Origin of the sequence: Leucobacter celer subsp. astrifaciens (assembly GCF_001273835.1) — a bacterium.
Classification (GTDB): domain Bacteria; phylum Actinomycetota; class Actinomycetes; order Actinomycetales; family Microbacteriaceae; genus Leucobacter; species Leucobacter celer.
On sequence record NZ_JHEI01000132.1, the window covers coordinates 154,428 to 169,400 of the forward strand.

Annotated in this window: 16 protein-coding genes; 12 read left to right on the forward strand and 4 right to left on the reverse strand. The window is 70.4% G+C overall.

Translation table 11 applies throughout. The features are described from left to right. Positions 1 to 14 precede the first annotated feature (14 nt). The gene (locus AMS65_RS01640; protein WP_053382430.1) at positions 15 to 1,133 is read left to right on the forward strand and encodes a class II histone deacetylase; all 1,119 of its coding nucleotides are present in this window, start codon (positions 15 to 17) and stop codon (positions 1,131 to 1,133) included. A gap of 141 nt (positions 1,134 to 1,274) precedes the next feature. Here AMS65_RS01640 and coaA read toward each other — a convergent pair whose 3' ends face one another. Then, entirely contained in the window at positions 1,275 to 2,327 is a 1,053-nt protein-coding gene (coaA, locus tag AMS65_RS01645; protein ID WP_083451404.1) for a type I pantothenate kinase, read from the reverse strand. 32 nt (positions 2,328 to 2,359) lie between these two features. Between coaA and glmS the strand changes: the two genes are divergently transcribed. The 8 genes from glmS to AMS65_RS01685 all read left to right on the forward strand — a co-directional run bounded on the left by glmS (position 2,360) and on the right by AMS65_RS01685 (position 9,019). Then, positions 2,360 to 4,210: a glutamine--fructose-6-phosphate transaminase (isomerizing) gene (gene glmS / locus AMS65_RS01650; RefSeq protein WP_053382431.1), complete on the forward strand. Its 1,851-nt coding sequence runs from the start codon at positions 2,360 to 2,362 to the stop codon at positions 4,208 to 4,210. Between the two features lie 54 nt (positions 4,211 to 4,264). After that, entirely contained in the window at positions 4,265 to 4,633 is a 369-nt protein-coding gene (locus AMS65_RS01655; protein WP_053382432.1) for a holo-ACP synthase, read from the forward strand. Next, positions 4,630 to 5,775, forward strand: a complete 1,146-nt coding sequence (gene alr, locus AMS65_RS01660) for an alanine racemase (protein WP_053382433.1) — start codon at positions 4,630 to 4,632, stop codon at positions 5,773 to 5,775. Before AMS65_RS01655 ends, alr begins: the two co-directional genes overlap by 4 nt. Positions 5,776 to 5,813: 38 nt before the next feature. Next, on the forward strand, positions 5,814 to 6,293 hold the full coding sequence (gene tsaE / locus AMS65_RS01665) for a tRNA (adenosine(37)-N6)-threonylcarbamoyltransferase complex ATPase subunit type 1 TsaE (RefSeq protein ID WP_053382582.1): 480 nt from the start codon (positions 5,814 to 5,816) through the stop codon (positions 6,291 to 6,293). After that, complete coding sequence (gene tsaB, locus AMS65_RS01670) at positions 6,293 to 6,934, forward strand: tRNA (adenosine(37)-N6)-threonylcarbamoyltransferase complex dimerization subunit type 1 TsaB (protein WP_241489309.1); 642 nt, start codon at positions 6,293 to 6,295, stop codon at positions 6,932 to 6,934. The genes tsaE and tsaB overlap by 1 nt, the downstream gene beginning before the upstream one ends. Further along, entirely contained in the window at positions 6,931 to 7,407 is a 477-nt protein-coding gene (gene rimI, locus AMS65_RS01675; RefSeq protein ID WP_241489296.1) for a ribosomal protein S18-alanine N-acetyltransferase, read from the forward strand. Before tsaB ends, rimI begins: the two co-directional genes overlap by 4 nt. Beyond that, entirely contained in the window at positions 7,404 to 8,492 is a 1,089-nt protein-coding gene (gene tsaD, locus AMS65_RS01680; protein WP_053382435.1) for a tRNA (adenosine(37)-N6)-threonylcarbamoyltransferase complex transferase subunit TsaD, read from the forward strand. Before rimI ends, tsaD begins: the two co-directional genes overlap by 4 nt. A 137-nt stretch (positions 8,493 to 8,629) precedes the next feature. Next, entirely contained in the window at positions 8,630 to 9,019 is a 390-nt protein-coding gene (locus AMS65_RS01685) for a hypothetical protein (RefSeq protein ID WP_053382436.1), read from the forward strand. A gap of 126 nt (positions 9,020 to 9,145) precedes the next feature. Here the strand turns inward: AMS65_RS01685 and AMS65_RS01690 are convergent, their stop codons facing one another. The 3 genes from AMS65_RS01690 to AMS65_RS01700 form a co-directional block, all read right to left on the reverse strand. Then, positions 9,146 to 10,414, reverse strand: coding sequence for a THUMP-like domain-containing protein (locus tag AMS65_RS01690; protein WP_162231742.1), 1,269 nt, complete (start codon positions 10,412 to 10,414; stop codon positions 9,146 to 9,148). 13 nt (positions 10,415 to 10,427) lie between these two features. Then, the gene (locus AMS65_RS20445; RefSeq protein WP_157502011.1) at positions 10,428 to 10,850 is read right to left on the reverse strand and encodes a DUF4190 domain-containing protein; all 423 of its coding nucleotides are present in this window, start codon (positions 10,848 to 10,850) and stop codon (positions 10,428 to 10,430) included. A gap of 103 nt (positions 10,851 to 10,953) precedes the next feature. Continuing rightward, positions 10,954 to 11,460: a DUF4190 domain-containing protein gene (locus AMS65_RS01700; RefSeq protein WP_053382437.1), complete on the reverse strand. Its 507-nt coding sequence runs from the start codon at positions 11,458 to 11,460 to the stop codon at positions 10,954 to 10,956. Positions 11,461 to 11,777: 317 nt separating this feature from the next. On the opposite strand from AMS65_RS01700, the gene groES reads away from it, so the two are divergent. The 3 genes from groES to guaB all read left to right on the forward strand — a co-directional run bounded on the left by groES (position 11,778) and on the right by guaB (position 14,969). Continuing rightward, entirely contained in the window at positions 11,778 to 12,074 is a 297-nt protein-coding gene (groES, locus tag AMS65_RS01705; RefSeq protein WP_053382438.1) for a co-chaperone GroES, read from the forward strand. A 396-nt stretch (positions 12,075 to 12,470) separates the two neighbouring features. Beyond that, complete coding sequence (gene rarD, locus AMS65_RS01710; protein WP_053382439.1) at positions 12,471 to 13,394, forward strand: EamA family transporter RarD; 924 nt, start codon at positions 12,471 to 12,473, stop codon at positions 13,392 to 13,394. Positions 13,395 to 13,466: 72 nt separating this feature from the next. Then, entirely contained in the window at positions 13,467 to 14,969 is a 1,503-nt protein-coding gene (gene guaB, locus AMS65_RS01715) for an IMP dehydrogenase (RefSeq protein ID WP_053382440.1), read from the forward strand. Positions 14,970 to 14,973 lie beyond the last annotated feature (4 nt).

A 14,973-nucleotide genomic window follows, 5' to 3' on the forward strand; every position in this document is an offset into this window, starting at 1 on the left:
ATACGAGGAACGCAATGCAGCGCAAGACCGGATACGTATGGCACGAGCGGTTCGCCTGGCACGATACGGGGACGCACGCCGGACTTATTCCCTCAGGGGAATACGTGCAGCCCTACCGCAACTTCGAGAACCCCGAGTCGAAGTCCCGCCTCGCGGGCCTGATCGAGGTATCCGGTCTCATCGACAGTCTCGTCCGCATTCCCGTGCGGCCGGTGAGCGAGGAGGATCTCGCGCGCGTGCACACGCCCGCGCACATCGAGCGGATCCGCACGCAGTCGGATGCCGGCGGCGGCGACGCCGGCGACGGGTTCTCGCCGTTCGGCGCCGGAAGCTACGAGATCGCGAAGCTCGCGGCCGGCGGCACCCTCGTCGCGGCGGAGGCGGTGCTCGACGGCGTGGTGGATAACGCGTACGCGCTCGTCCGGCCGCCCGGGCATCACGCCGAACCGGATCAGGGGCGCGGGTACTGCCTGTTCTCGAACGTCGGGGTCGCCATCGAGGCGCTCCGGGCGGCCGGCAAGGTGCGCCGCGTCGCCATCTTCGACTACGACGTGCACCACGGCAACGGCGCCCAGAAGATCTTCTGGGAGGACCCCGAGGTCTTGACCATCTCGGTGCACCAGGATCGGCTCTTCCCCGTCGACTCCGGGCTCCTCGAAGAGCAGGGCGCCGGTGCCGGCGCGGGCACCAACATCAACGTGCCCCTGCCGGCGGGGTCCGGCGACGGCGCCTACTGGTCGGTCGTCGAAGACGTCGCAGGGCCTGCGATCCGCGCCTTCCAGCCCGAGATCATCATCGTGTCGAGCGGCTTCGATCCCTCGGCCCTCGATCCGCTGGGGCGGATGAGCGTCACCTCGCAGGGGTTCAAGGGCGTCGCCGAGCGGCTGCTCGCCATCGCCGACGAGGCGTGCGACGGGCGGATCGTGTTCTCGCACGAGGGCGGATACTCGCCCGTGCACGTGCCGTTCTGCGGTGTCGCGGTGATCGAGGCGCTCACCGGCGTCGAGACGGAGGTGGAGGATCCCTTCGACATCTCCATCGGAGACTCTCCGACCCGCGAGCTCACGGCCTGGCAAGCCGACGTCATCGAGCGCTCCGCCGAGCTGGCCCGGGCGCTCCGTCTCGTGGTGTAGCCGCCCGCGCCGGTGATGCCGTCCGTTCGGGCGGAGCAGAAAAGAGGACGCGTCTGCTGCACCATCCGTTGGATACTGCAGCAGACGCGTCTCGAATTCGCCAGGCGGGGGCGGCGGCCGCGGCCAGCCTCCGGGCTGCGCCTACAGCTTGCGCAGGAGCACCTTCTGCACCCGGTGGTCGCGCTCCTTGCGCAGCACGAGCGTGGCGCGGGCCCGCGTGGGCCGGATGTTCTCGACGAGGTTGGGCTCGTTGATGTTGGTCCAGTACTCGTCGGCGAGAGCCACCGCCGCATCGTCGTCCAGGGTGGCGAACCGGCGGAAGTACGAGCTGGGGTCGGAAAACGCGCTCTGACGCAGCTGCAGGAACCGGTGGCGGTACCAGCGCTGGATGTCCGAGGTACGCGCGTCGACGTAGACCGAGAAGTCGAAGAGGTCGCTCACGGCGAGCGGGTGCTGCATCGAGGGGGGCTGCAGCACGTTGAGCCCCTCGACGATGAGGATGTCGGGGCGCCGCACGACTGTGAACTCGCCGGGCACGATGTCGTAGATCAGGTGGCTGTAGTGCGGGGCGCACACCTCGGCGACGCCCGCCTTCACCTGCGACACGAAGCGCAGCAGGGCGCGTCGGTCGTAGGACTCGGGGAAGCCCTTGCGGGCGGTGATGCCCCGCCGCTGCAGCTCGGCGTTGGGGTAGAGGAAGCCGTCGGTGGTGACGAGTTCGACGCTGGGGGTCTCCGGCCAGCGCGCGAGCAGATCGCGCAGGATGCGGGCGACCGTCGACTTGCCCACGGCGACGGATCCGGCGATCCCGATCACGAAGGGGCTCTGGCGCTCGCCGTCGCGCCCCAGGAATCCGCGGGTGCGCCGGTGCATCTCGCGGGCCGCGATGGCGTACTGGTTGATGAGCCGGCTGAGCGGCCGGTACACCTCGGAGACCTCGGCCAGGTCGAGCGGCTCGCCGAGACCGCGGAACGCCGCGATCTCCCGCTCCGTGAGCGGCATCGGAGTCTCGCCTGCCAGACGCGACCACTCGTCGCGGTCGATCTCGGTGAAGGGCGACGTGTACTCCGGGCGCACGAGCGCGTGGGTATCGGTGCTCACCTCCGGGAGAGGCGCATTCGCGCCGTCGGCCGCCTCCGCCGGATCGGCGTGCGCGGCGGAGGAAAGGTCTGGGGCGGTGCTGTACTCGGCCATCGTTCATCCATCGTGCCACTAAACTCGTACCCATGTGTGGAATCGTCGGATATGTCGGCCCCAATGACACGGTCGAAGCGCTCCTCAACGGGCTGCGCCGCCTCGAGTATCGCGGATACGACTCGGCGGGAATCGCCGTCGTGGACGCGACGGGGGAGATCTCGGTGCGCAAGCGCTCCGGCAAGCTCGCGCGGCTCGAGGAACTGCTCGAGGTCAACCCGGTGCAGGCGACCGGAACGGGGATCGGTCACACGCGCTGGGCGACCCATGGCGGCCCGACCGACGCGAACGCGCACCCGCACCTGGGAGACGGGGGCAAGCTGGCCCTCATCCACAACGGCATCGTCGAGAACTTCGCCGAGCTGCGGGGCGAGCTCGAGGCCGACGGCGTCGAGCTGATCAGCGAGACCGACACGGAGGTCGTCGCCGCGCTCGTGGGCCGGGAGGTGGCGCGGCAGGGCGACCTGGAGACCGCGTTCCGCTCGGTCGTCGCACGGCTCGACGGCACCTTCACGCTGCTCGCGATGCACCGCGACGAGCCGGGCAAGGTCGTCGCCGCGCGTCACCATTCGCCCCTCGTCGTGGGGCTCGGCGAGGGCGAGAACTTCCTCGGCTCCGACGTGGCCGCCTTCGTGTCCTCGACGCGGCGCGCGGTCGCGGTCGCCGAGGACAACATCGCCGTCATCACGCCCGACGAGGTGCGCATCACCGACTTCGCGGGCAATCCGGTGGAGTTCACCGAGTACGAGGTCGAGTGGGACGCCGACGCCGCCGACAAGGGCGGCTGGTCGTCGTTCATGGCGAAGGAGATCAACGACCAGCCCGACGCGGTGGCGAACACCGTGCGCGGCCGGGTCTCGGCCGCCGGCGTGGAGATCCCGGAGCTGACGGCCCTCGGAGACGAGCGCCTGCGGAGCATCGACCGCATCATCATCATCGCCTGCGGCACCGCGTCCTACGCGGGGCAGGTGGGCGCGTACGCCATCGAGCAGTGGGCCCGGGTGCCGGTGGAGGTGCAGCTCAGCCATGAGTTCCGCTACCGCGATCCCGTGCTCTCCGACCGCACCATGGTGATCTCGGTCAGCCAGTCGGGCGAGACCATGGACACCCTCATGGCGGTGAAGTACGCGGGCGAGCGCGGCGTGACCACCGTGTCGGTGTGCAACACGCAGAGCGCCACGATCCCGCGCGAATCCGATGCGGCCGTCTACACCCACGCCGGCCCGGAGGTCGCGGTCGCCTCCACGAAGGCGTTCGTCGCGCAGATCACCGCGCTCTACCTCGTCGGCCTGCACCTCGGCCGGGTGCGCGGCGCGCTCTCCTCCGAGGACTCGGCACAGGCCGTGGCGCAGTTCGAGGAGCTGCCCGCGAAGGTGCAGGAGGCCGTCGACACGCATGACCAGATCGCGCAGCTCGCGCACTGGATGGCCGACACCCGCTCGGTGCTGTTCCTCGGCCGCCACGTGGGCTTCCCGATCGCGCTCGAGGGCGCGCTCAAGCTCAAGGAGATCGCGTACATCCACGCCGAGGGCTTCGCCGCCGGCGAGCTCAAGCACGGCCCCATCGCGCTCATCGACCACGGCCAGCCCGTCTTCGTGCTGGTGCCGAGCCCGCGCACGTCGCCGCTCATGCACTCGAAGGTCGTCTCCAACATCCAGGAGATCCGCGCCCGCGGCGCCCGGGTGATCGCCGTCGTGGAGAAGGGCGACACCGCGGTGCTGCCCTACGCCGACGATGTGATCCGCCTGCCGCTCGCCGACCCGTTCTTCGAGCCGCTGCTGCAGGTCGTGCCGCTGCAGTGGTTCGCGCTCGAGCTCTCGACGGTCAAGGGCCTCGACGTCGACCAGCCGCGCAACCTCGCCAAGTCGGTGACGGTGGAGTAAGTCCGCCGGGTGAGCGGGAGCAGTGAGTCTGAACCGGCGGAGGCCAGGGACTTCATGATCGTCGGGATCGGCGTCGACACCGTCGACATCGCGCGCTTCGAACGGCAGCTCGAGCGCACGCCGAAGCTGCGCGGACGGCTGTTCTCGAGCGCCGAGGCGGAGCTGACGGTGCCGTCGCTCGCGGCGCGCTTCGCCGCGAAGGAGGCGCTCATCAAAGCGCTCGGCGGTTCGGCGGAGCTGCGCTGGCACGACATGGAGGTGGTGCGGGATCGGGATCGGGCTCCCTCATTCGCGGCGACCCCCGGCCTCGCCGCGGCGCTCTCGGCTCGCGGTGCCGACCGGGTGCACCTCTCGATGACGCACGACGGGGGATCGGCGACCGCGTTCGTGGTCGTGGAGTCGAACGGAATGGGGCAGGCATGAGAACAGGGTCGATGCGGGTCGCCGAGATCTCGCTGCCGGCGATCCGGCACAACGTGGCTCGCGTGCGCGAGCTCACGGGCGGCGCGGTCATCGTGGTCGTGAAGGCAGACGGTTACGGTCACGGCGCGAAGATCGCGGCCGAGGCCGCGCTCGCCGGCGGTGCGGCGATGGTGGCCACGGCCGACCTCGAGGAGGCGCTCGCGTTGCGCGACGCCGGGATCGAGGCGCCGATCCTCTGCTGGCTGCACGGCGTGCACGCCGACTTCGGTCAGGCCGTGGCGGCCGGCATCGAGATCGGTGTGAGTCACATGCAGCAGCTCGAGGCGCTCGCCGCGGCCGCGGAGCGGCTCGGCAAGACCGCCTCGATGCAGTTCAAACTGGACACGGGCCTCAGCCGCAACGGGGCGGCCCCCGAGGAGTGGGAGCCGCTCTTCGCGCGCGCAGCCGAGCTGGAGCGCGCCGGGCTGGTGCGGGTGCGCGGCATCTTCAGCCACCTCGCCAACGCCGGTGATGAGCACGACCGGGCGCAGGCGGCACGCTTCGATCGGGCCGTCGAGATGCTCCGCGCCACGGGCATCGCACCCGAGATGATCCATCTCGCGGCCAGCGCCGCGACCTTCTCGTCCCCGCATCTGCGCTACAACACGGTGCGCGTGGGCGTCGTGGCCTACGGACTCAGCCCGTTCGCCGACAAGACCTCGGCGCAGCTCGGTCTGGTTCCCGCGATGACGCTGCGCTCCGAGATCGTGGCGCTGCGCGGGGTGCCCGCGGGCGCGGGCGTCTCGTACGGCTTCAACCACGTCTGCGAGACGGCCACCACGCTCGCGCTGGTGCCGATGGGGTACGCCGACGGCATGCCGCGGGCGCTCAACGGTGCCGGGGCCTGGGTGACGGTCGCCGGAGAGCACCGCCCCATCGTCGGCCGCATCGGCATGGACCAGTTCATCGTCGATGTCGGCCCGCTCGCGGGCCGGCTCGAACTGGGCGAGCCCGTGGTGCTCTTCGGGGATCCCGAGCGGGGCCACCCGCCCGTCGAGATCTGGGCGGGGCTCATGCGCACCATCAACTACGAGATCGTCGTCGGGGTCGGCCCGCGCGTGCTGCGGGTGCCCTCCGAGGACGTCGAAGGGAGCGGGGCGTGAGCGGCGCGGTGTCGCTGCAGATTCCGGATCCCGATGCGATGCACGAGCTCGGCGTCGAACTGGGGCGGGTGCTGCGCGCGGGGGATCTCGTGCTGCTGACCGGTCCGCTCGGCGCGGGCAAGACCACGCTCACCCGGGGGATCGGCGAGGGGCTCGGGGTACGCGGGCCCGTGCAGAGCCCCACCTTCGTTCTGGCGCGCACGCACCCGTCGCTCGTCGGGGGCGCGCCGCTTGTGCACGTCGACGCCTACCGGCTCGCCGGCACGGGCGAACTGGACGACCTCGACCTCGACTTCGAGGGGGCCGTGGTCGTGGCCGAGTGGGGTTCCGGCGTGGTCGAAGAGCCCGAGTCGTGGATCGAGGTGGTGATCGAGCGGCCGCGCGGGAGCGGGGGCGCCGATGCAGGCCCAGATGCCGATGCCGTCGAGGAGCCGGACTGGTCGCAGGCCCCGGTCGAGAACCGGACGGTGACCATCGCAGGGCACGGGCCGAGATGGCGGACGGGAGTGCTGTCGTGATGCTGGAGGCACCGGAATCGGGATCGCATGTGCTGCTGGCGATCGACACCGCCATCGGCACGAGCGTCGCGCTCGGCATCGATGGCCGCGTCCACGAGGCCTCGAGCGATGATCCGCGCGGTCACGCCGAGGCGATCGGCGGGCTGCTCGACGAGGTGTTCCGCGCGAGCGGGGCCTCGCCCGACGCGGTGACGGGGGTCGTCGCCGGCATCGGGCCGGGCCCGTTCACGGGCCTGAGGGTGGGTATTGCGGCCGCGCACGCCTTCGCGCTGGCACGCGGTGTGCCGCTGCTGCCGCTGCAGGGACACGAGGCGGTCGCGCTCGAGACGCTCGAGGGCACCGCGCTCACCGGAGTGCGAGTGGTGCAGGACGCGAAGCGGCGAGAACTCTTCGTCACCGACTACTCGGGTCTCGACTGGGCGGGGATCCCAGAGCGCGGCTCGGGGCCGGGACTCCTGGCGCGGGCGGACTACGAGCAGCTTCCGAACGACATCTGGCCCGACCGGATCCCCACGGCATCGCTCGTACGGCTGGCCGCCCGGCGCTTGGCGGCGGGGCGCGGCTTCGAGCCCGACCGAGCCGTGTACCTGCGCGCCCCTGACGTCAAGCAGCCGGGTGCCCCGAAGCGGGTTTCGACGTGAGCGCTCACAGCGACGCGGCGCTGTCGCTGCGGGAGGCGGCGGTCGACGACCTCGACGCGATCTGGGGGATCGAGAGCGCGGTCTTCGGTGCCGAGGCGTGGAGCTGCGAGATGATGCGCGAGGAGTTGACCGCCGACCACCGGTACTACCTGGTGCTCGCCGATGCGGCCGGCGCGGTGCAGGGGTATGCGGGGCTGCTCGTGGTGGGGACCGAGGGCGATATCCAGACAATCGCGGTCGCGCCCGAGGCGCGCGGCGGCGGGCACGGACGTCGGCTGATGAACGCCCTGCTCGACGAGGCGGCGCGCCGCGGTGTGCGAGAGGTGTTTCTGGAGGTGCGGGCCGACAACCCCGTCGCGCAGGCGCTGTACCGCTCCCTGGGATTCGCCGAGATCGGGGTACGTCCGCGCTATTACCAGCCCGAGGGCGTCGACGCCGTCGTGATGAAGCTCGAGATGAAGGATCGCCGATGACGCAGGAACCGCTCGTGCTGGGCATCGAGACCAGCTGCGATGAGACCGGGGTCGGCATCGTGCGGGGGCGCACGCTGCTCGCCAACGCCATCGCCTCGTCGATGGATGAGCACGCCAGGTTCGGGGGCGTAGTGCCCGAGGTCGCGGCGCGCGCGCATCTCGAGGCGATGACGCCGACGATCGAGCGCGCGCTCGCGGAGGCCGAGGTGACGTTCGACGAGCTCGACGCCATCGCGGTGACCTGCGGCCCCGGCCTGGCCGGAGCACTCATGGTGGGGGTCTCGGCGGCCAAGGCGCTCGCGGTGTCGCTGGGCAAGCCCCTCTACGCGGTCAACCACCTCGTCGGGCACGTCGGTGCCGATGTGCTGCACGGCGACGATCTGCGCGAGGCCGTGGGAACCGTCGGTGAGCTCGAACTGCCCATCGTCGCGCTGCTGGTCTCGGGCGGGCACACCTCGCTGCTGCTCGTGCACGACCTGGTGAGCGACGTCGAGATGCTGGGCGAGACGATCGACGATGCGGCGGGGGAGGCGTTCGACAAGGTCGCGCGGCTGCTCGGCCTGCCGTATCCGGGCGGCCCCCAGATCGACCGCGCGGCCGTCGGCGGCGATCCCGACGCGATCCGGTTCCCGCGCGGCCTGACGCTGCCCAAGGACCTCGATCGGCACCGCTACGACTTCTCCTTCTCGGGCCTCAAGACCTCCGTGGCGCGCTGGGTGGAGAAGTACGAGACCGAGCACGGCGCGGAGGAGCCGCTGCCGGTGGCCGACATCGCGGCGAGCTTCCGCGAGGCCGTGGCCGACGTGCTGCTCACGAAGGCGCTCGCCGCTTGCCGCGACCTCGGGGTGCCGCGCCTGCTGCTGGGCGGCGGCGTGGTGGCGAACGTGCGGGTGCGCGAGCTCGCGCGCGAGCGCTGCGAGACGGCTGGGGTGGAGCTGCGGGTGCCGCCGCTCTCTCTGTGCACCGACAACGGGGCCATGATCGCCTCCATCGGCGCGCAGCTCGTGGCGGCGGGCCACGCGCCCTCCGGGCTCGGCTTCGGGGCGGACTCCACGCTTCCGGTCACCGAGATCCAAGTGCGCTGAGTGACGGTCTGAGCGCCACTTCATCAGATCAACGAGCGCGACTGCGGCGGGTGCAGCAGACAACAGTGCTCGGTGAACATTATTGTGGAGTGTGCAAGTGGGGAAATCCCTCCTCCGCACACGAACGAAGGAGCATCATGTCCGAGAACCTGCCCGGAGGCCAGCCGGCCTCGAACCCCGTCCCGCCCGCGGCCCCGGCTGCGCCCGGCTACGCGGCGGCACCTCAGCCCGTTCCCGGCAAGACCCTCGGCATCGTCGGGCTGATCCTGGCGATCCTGCTGCCGATCATCGGTCTGGTGCTGAGCATCGTCGCCGTGGTGCAGTCGCGCAAGGCCGGTGCGAGCAATATCCCCGGTGTGATCGGCATCGTCATCGGTGTGCTCGGCACGATCGGCTACATCATCCTGATCGTGTCGATCGTCAGCCTCGCGGGGGCCGGCATGGATGCCGCCCAGCAGTGCCTCAACGGCGCGTACTCGGTGACCGTCGCGGGCCAGGAAGTGCTCTGCTCGGACATCGTCAACTAACGCGTCCACCCGCCGGTTGAGCGAGCGCAGCGACCCGCCGGTTGAGCGAGCGCAGCGAGTCGAAACCAGGCACTCAGAGCCCGGTTCCGGCTCGCTGCGCTTTTTCGTCCAGGTGAGAACGGCGTTTCAGCAGCGCTCTGCGAGCAGCGCGACGTGGCGTCCGGCGGCGCGGGTGAGGAACAGTGTCGCGCTGGCGTCGCCGCGCAGCTTCAGCCGTCGCCGCAGCGCGGCGGGATCCGTGTCGGTCCCGCGCTTCTTGATCTCGAGCGCGCCGATGTCGCGTGCCGCGAGTGCACGACGCAGGTCCTTCTCGCGCGCGGGCAGCTCCTCGAGCACGCGGAACGCACTCGCGAAGGGCGTCTCCACGAGGCGGTCGCCGGTGAGATAGGCGATCCCGTCGCTCGCCATGTCGGCGTCGATGCGTCCGGCGAGCGCGCCGATGAGCCGGGCGCGGATCACCGCCCCGTCCGGCTCGTAGAGATAGGCGCCGAGCGCGCGCACCGGCGCGTCTTCGGCGTCGCCATCGGCCGTCAGCTCATCTGCGCTCGAACCGCGCAGCACGAGCGCGGCCCGTCGGATTCCCGGCCGCGCGGCCACACCGAACCAGAGGCCGGTCTCCACGAGCTGCCCGTCGACCGACACCCACTGCGCCTCCGCGCGATCCGGAATCAGATCGCGGTCGAGACCCGGCCCCAGCTTGACACCCGCCGGCCGGTGCTCGGCGAGCTCGAAGGCGAAGCGCAGTGACGGCGAGTAGTCGTCGGGGGAGGCGACGCGGCGGGTGTCGCTGTGGCCGGCGGTGCGCCGAGCGGGGTCGAGGAACACGCCGTCCGCGTCGCCCGGACCCAGCCGCTCGGCGTCGCCGACGCGCACGGCCGGCACCGCCGCGCCCGTGCGCCCTGCGGCGACCGCGAGGTTGTGCTGTGCGAACTCCGCCGTCAGCGGATCGAGCTCGACGGGCAGGGGTTCGATTCCCGCGTTCAGCAGCGCGAGCGACTCGGCGCCGATGCCGCAGCCGAGGTCGGCGACCGAGCGGCAGCCGGCGGTGCGGAACCGCTCCGCGTGCAGCGCCGCCACCTGTGCGCGCGTCGCCTGCTCGAGTGCCGCGCGGGTGAACAGCAGCTCGGCCGCGATCTCGCCGAACTTGCCGGCGGCCCTGGCGCGCAGCTCGGTCTGCGTCAGTGCGGCGGAGAGCAGCGCGGGGTCGGTGCCCTCGCCGCGCAGCAGGCGCGAGATCGTGTCGAGGCCCTCACCCGCGCGACGCCGCTCCGAGATGCGCTCGAGCAGTGCGCGCCCGTCAGGGGTGGTCAGCTCGTGCCAGCCGGGGGAGGGGGAAGCGGAACGGGGGCCGGGGGAATTCCCCCGAGCCCCCGAAGCATCCTGCCGATGCGTCATTCCCGGTGTGCGATCAGTAGCTGCTGGCCGAGATGGCGAAGCCGATGATGAACACGTAGAAGATGATGACGATGACCCAGACGGCGATGCCGACGTAGCCGATGATCAGGCCGGCGAGCGCCAGACCGCGGCCGCCCTCGCCGGTGCGCGCGATCTGCTTGAGTGCGATATGCCCGCAGATGACACCCACCAGGGAGATGAAGAACGAGCCGACGAGCGCGATGATCGCGAGGGTGTTGGTGGGCGGAGCCGGAGCGTAGGCCGGCTGCGGCGCGGCGTACGGCTGCTGCGGAGCGGTGTACTGCGGCTGCGCGTACTGCTGGGCCTGCTGCGGGGGCTGGGGAGCCTGCAGCGCCGAGTACTGGGGGGCCTGCGGAGCCTGGGGCTGGTTCTGCGGCTCCGGGGCTCCGTTCACGGGAGGCTGATTCTGAGACACTGCGTGGTCCTTTCGTGTGTCAGCGGTCGTCAGGGGGACCGCTGCTGGTGGATATCGAGACGACGGGGATCGCCGTGCTCTGAGAGGCGCGGGATCGGGGCGATCAGAAGGAGCTGTAGCCCGACCCCAGCGAGCCGATGGCTCCGATCATCGCGAAGATGAAGCCCACGTAGATGATGATGAACATGGCCAGGAACACGAAGTAGGCGTAGCTGATGATGAGGCCCGTGAGCGCGATGCCGCGTCCGGCATCGCCCGTGCGCTTGATCTGACCGAGACCGAGGTGGCCGAAGATGATGCCCGCGAGGGGAACGAGGAACGCGAAGATGATCGCCAGGAACGCGTAGGTGTTGGTCTGGCCGAGCGTCGTCGCGGTGGACGGGGCCGGCGCGCTCTGCGGGCGGTACTGAGGCGCGGTCTGCTGCGGGTACCCCGGCTGAGCGGGCTGCTGGGCGGGCTGCTGATAGGGCTGGGACGGCCCGGAGTAGGCCGGCTGGCCGCCCTGCGGTGCCGTGTAGGCGGGCTGCTGGGCGGTCTGTGGCAGCGGTGCCGTGGGCTGTGTGGCGCCCTGCGGGGTGCCCGGCTGCTGGGGTGTGCTGGGTGTGGACATCAGCCCTCCTCGAGGCGTTGGCGGTACGCGGACCCCGCGGGGCCATCGCTGTGCGGCACATCCGATGTTGTGCGGCACTTCCAATTCTAGGGGGACGGTCGTGCGGTGGGGCCAGGATCGGCGGGCGGTTCGGGACCGGGCTCGCGAGTCGGACCGCGGCCCGCGGGGGAATCGTTCCCGTTCGCTGTGCGCGATCCCGCTCCCACCGATTGGCACTCCCCTTGCAAGAGTGCCAATCGGAGTCCTAGACTCTGCTGTAGGCGCGCTCGCATGGGGCGGGCGTGAGAACCCTTCAGACATTTGGAAAGAGGTCAACTGTGTCGGTTGCCATCAAGCCGCTCGAAGATCGTATCGTTATCAAGCAGGTCGAGGCAGAGCAGACCACCGCGTCCGGTCTGGTGATCCCCGACAGCGCGAAGGAGAAGCCGCAGGAGGGCGAGGTCGTCGCCGTGGGTCCCGGCCGCATCTCGGACAACGGCACTCGCATCCCGCTCGACGTCGCCGTCGGCGACCTGGTGATCTACTCGAAGTTCGGCGGCACCGAGGTCAAGGTGGGCGGCGACGACTACCTGGTGCTCTCGGCCCGCGACATCCTCGCGGTGGTCGAGCGCTGAGCGCACTCGCACGCGTCAGACGGGCCCGCCGATCCATGTGATCGGCGGGCCCGTCGTCGTGTACCGGGCTTTCCCGCCCGCCTCGCCTCCGCCTCGCCTCCGCCGCTCCTCCGCTCCGCTGCCGCGCCTCCTCTCTGCCTCCCGCCTCCTCCGCCGCCATTCCGTTCTTCGGCTCTCACCGTTCTCGCGGATGCCACAGGGGCCCTCGGTCCGAAACAACGGCGAGAGCCGAAGAACGGGAAGCGGGGCCGGGGCGTGACGCAGGCCTGGTCGGTCGGGGTTGAGCCAGGCTGGGGCGGGCAGGGCAGAGCCGGGTCGGGCCGGGGCAGGCAGAGCCCGGCCGGCTCGGAGAGCACCGGTGCACCGCAGGGGCGGAGCGACGGATAGACTGACTCGGTGAAGCGAACTCGAGCCGGGCTGGGATACGGGCTGGGTGCGTATCTGCTCTGGGGGATCTTCCCCTTCTACTTCGGACTCATCGCCATGGTGGGTCCCTTCGAGGTGGTGCCGTGGCGCGTCGCCGCGACCCTGACGTTCTGCGCGATCCTGGTCACCGTCACCAGCCGCTGGCGCCAGGTCGGCCGGATCCTGCGCTCGCCCCGACTGCTCGGCTGGTTCACGCTGTCGGCGCTGCTGCTCTACGCGAACTGGCAGATCTTCATTCTCGGCGTGATGACCGGTCACGTGCTCGAGACCTCGCTCGGGTACTTCATCAACCCGCTCTTCACGATCCTCATCGGCGTGCTGGTGCGCAAGGAGCATCTCACCCGTCCGCAGTGGGTCGCCGTGGGGATCGCGGCCGTGGGGGTGTCGATCGCGGCGATCGCGTACGGCGCCTTCCCGTGGATCGCCCTCGGCCTCGCCGTCTCGTTCGGGCTCTACGGGGCCGTGCACAAGCACGCCGGCGAGGAGGTCGACGGCATCACCGGGCTCACCATCGAGACGCTCGCCTCGCTGCCGGTCGCCGCGGTGCAGCTCATGGTAGTGGTGAGCCTCTTCGGCATCAACGCCTTCTCCTTCGGGCCGGGCGTCTCGGTGCTCGTGCTCCTCAGCGGGATCATGACGGCCGTGCCGCTGATCCTCTTCGGGGAGGCCACGCGGCGGTTGTCGCTCTCCTACATGGGCTTCCTGCAGTTCCTCACCCCGATCCTCGGATTCCTCTACGGCTACTTCGTGATGCGCGAGGAGATGCCGTTCAGCCGCTGGATCGGATTCATCGCCGTGTGGATCGCGCTCATGATCCTCATCGCCGACATGATCGCCCAGCTGCGTCGTTCGCCCACGGCACAGACCAACACCGCGCCCATTCCTTTAGACTGAGAGAGGTGCGGGGGGAGTCATCAGCGACCCTCGGCACCCACCAGGCTCCCACCACAACACAGATGAGGTTCCATGGAACAGCGTGACCCCTTCGCGTTCACCGGTCTGACCTACGACGATGTGCTGCTGCTGCCGGCGCACACCGACGTCATCCCCAGCGAGGCGGACACGTCCACTCAGCTCACTCGCCGCATCAGTCTGAACATCCCGCTCATCTCGGCGGCGATGGACACGGTGACCGAGACGCGCATGGCGGTCGCCATGGCGCGCAACGGCGGCCTGGGCATCCTGCACCGCAATCTCTCGATCCAGGATCAGGCCGAGATGGTGGATCGGGTCAAGCGCAGCGAGGCCGGCATGATCACGAACCCGGTGACCACCTCGGTGGACGCGACCGTGGCGGAGGTCGACGCGCTGTGCGGCGAGTACCGCGTCTCGGGCCTGCCGGTGGTCGACTCCAACGACGTGCTCCTCGGCATCATCACGAACCGCGACATGCGCTTCATCGACCCGAAGGACCGCTCCCAGGTGCGCGTGGCGGACGCCATGACCAAGATGCCGCTCATCACCGGCCCCCAGGGCATCGCCCGCGAGGACGCCGCGGCGATCTTCCGCCAGCACAAGATCGAGAAGCTGCCCCTGGTCGACAACGAGGGCCGCCTCACCGGTCTCATCACGGTCAAGGACTTCGATAAGGAAGAGCAGTATCCGCACGCCACCAAGGACGACGCGGGCCGCCTGCGCGTGGGTGCCGCGGTCGGCTTCTTCGGCGACGCGTGGAAGCGCGCGGGCGAGCTGGTCGACGCCGGCGTCGACGTGCTGGTGGTCGACACCGCCAACGGCGACAGCAAGGGTGTGCTCGACATCATCGCGAAGATCAAGGCGGATCCGGCGTTCGCCGCCGTCGACGTGATCGGCGGCAACGTGGCCACCTACGCGGGTGCGAAGGCGATCGCGGAGGCCGGCGCCGACGCGGTGAAGGTGGGCGTCGGCCCCGGATCCATCTGCACCACGCGCGTGATCGCGGGCGTGGGCGTGCCGCAGGTGACGGCGGTGTACGAGGCCGCGAAGGCGGCGACCCCGCTGGGTGTGCCCGTGATCGCCGACGGCGGTCTGCAGTACTCGGGCGACATCGCGAAGGCGCTCGTGGCGGGCGCCTCGTCGGTGATGATGGGCTCGCTGCTCGCCGGCACCGACGAGAGCCCGGGCGATCTCGTGTTCGTGGGCGGCAAGCAGTACAAGAACTACCGGGGCATGGGATCGCTGGGCGCGCTGCAGACGCGCGGCGAGCGCACCTCGTACTCGAAGGACCGCTATTTCCAGGCCGATGTGCCGAGCGACGAGAAGCTGATCCCCGAGGGCATCGAGGGCCAGGTGCCCTACCGCGGGCCGGTGGGCGCGGTGACGCACCAGATGATCGGCGGCCTGCGCCAGTCCATGTTCTACGTGGGCGCCCGCTCGATCACCGAGCTCAAGGAGCGCGGCAACTTCGTGCGCATCACCTCGGCGGGGCTCAAGGAGAGCCACCCGCACGACGTGCAGATGGTCGTGGAGGCCCCGAACTACAAGCGGTAGGCGC

What these genes read in the sequence shown, in the direction of transcription:
- AMS65_RS01685 (WP_053382436.1), top strand. Translation starts at nt 8,630, where the DNA reads ATGTCCGAGAACCTGCCCGGAGGCCAGCCGGCCTCGAACCCCGTCCCG.
- tsaE (WP_053382582.1), top strand. Translation starts at nt 5,814, where the DNA reads ATGCACGAGCTCGGCGTCGAACTGGGGCGGGTGCTGCGCGCGGGGGAT.
- AMS65_RS01690 (WP_162231742.1), bottom strand. Translation starts at nt 10,414, where the DNA reads ATGACGCATCGGCAGGATGCTTCGGGGGCTCGGGGGAATTCCCCCGGC.
- alr (WP_053382433.1), top strand. Translation starts at nt 4,630, where the DNA reads ATGAGAACAGGGTCGATGCGGGTCGCCGAGATCTCGCTGCCGGCGATC.
- tsaB (WP_241489309.1), top strand. Translation starts at nt 6,293, where the DNA reads ATGCTGGAGGCACCGGAATCGGGATCGCATGTGCTGCTGGCGATCGAC.
- AMS65_RS01700 (WP_053382437.1), bottom strand. Translation starts at nt 11,460, where the DNA reads ATGTCCACACCCAGCACACCCCAGCAGCCGGGCACCCCGCAGGGCGCC.
- AMS65_RS01655 (WP_053382432.1), top strand. Translation starts at nt 4,265, where the DNA reads ATGATCGTCGGGATCGGCGTCGACACCGTCGACATCGCGCGCTTCGAA.
- coaA (WP_083451404.1), bottom strand. Translation starts at nt 2,327, where the DNA reads ATGGCCGAGTACAGCACCGCCCCAGACCTTTCCTCCGCCGCGCACGCC.
- guaB (WP_053382440.1), top strand. Translation starts at nt 13,467, where the DNA reads ATGGAACAGCGTGACCCCTTCGCGTTCACCGGTCTGACCTACGACGAT.
- glmS (WP_053382431.1), top strand. Translation starts at nt 2,360, where the DNA reads ATGTGTGGAATCGTCGGATATGTCGGCCCCAATGACACGGTCGAAGCG.
- AMS65_RS01640 (WP_053382430.1), top strand. Translation starts at nt 15, where the DNA reads ATGCAGCGCAAGACCGGATACGTATGGCACGAGCGGTTCGCCTGGCAC.
- tsaD (WP_053382435.1), top strand. Translation starts at nt 7,404, where the DNA reads ATGACGCAGGAACCGCTCGTGCTGGGCATCGAGACCAGCTGCGATGAG.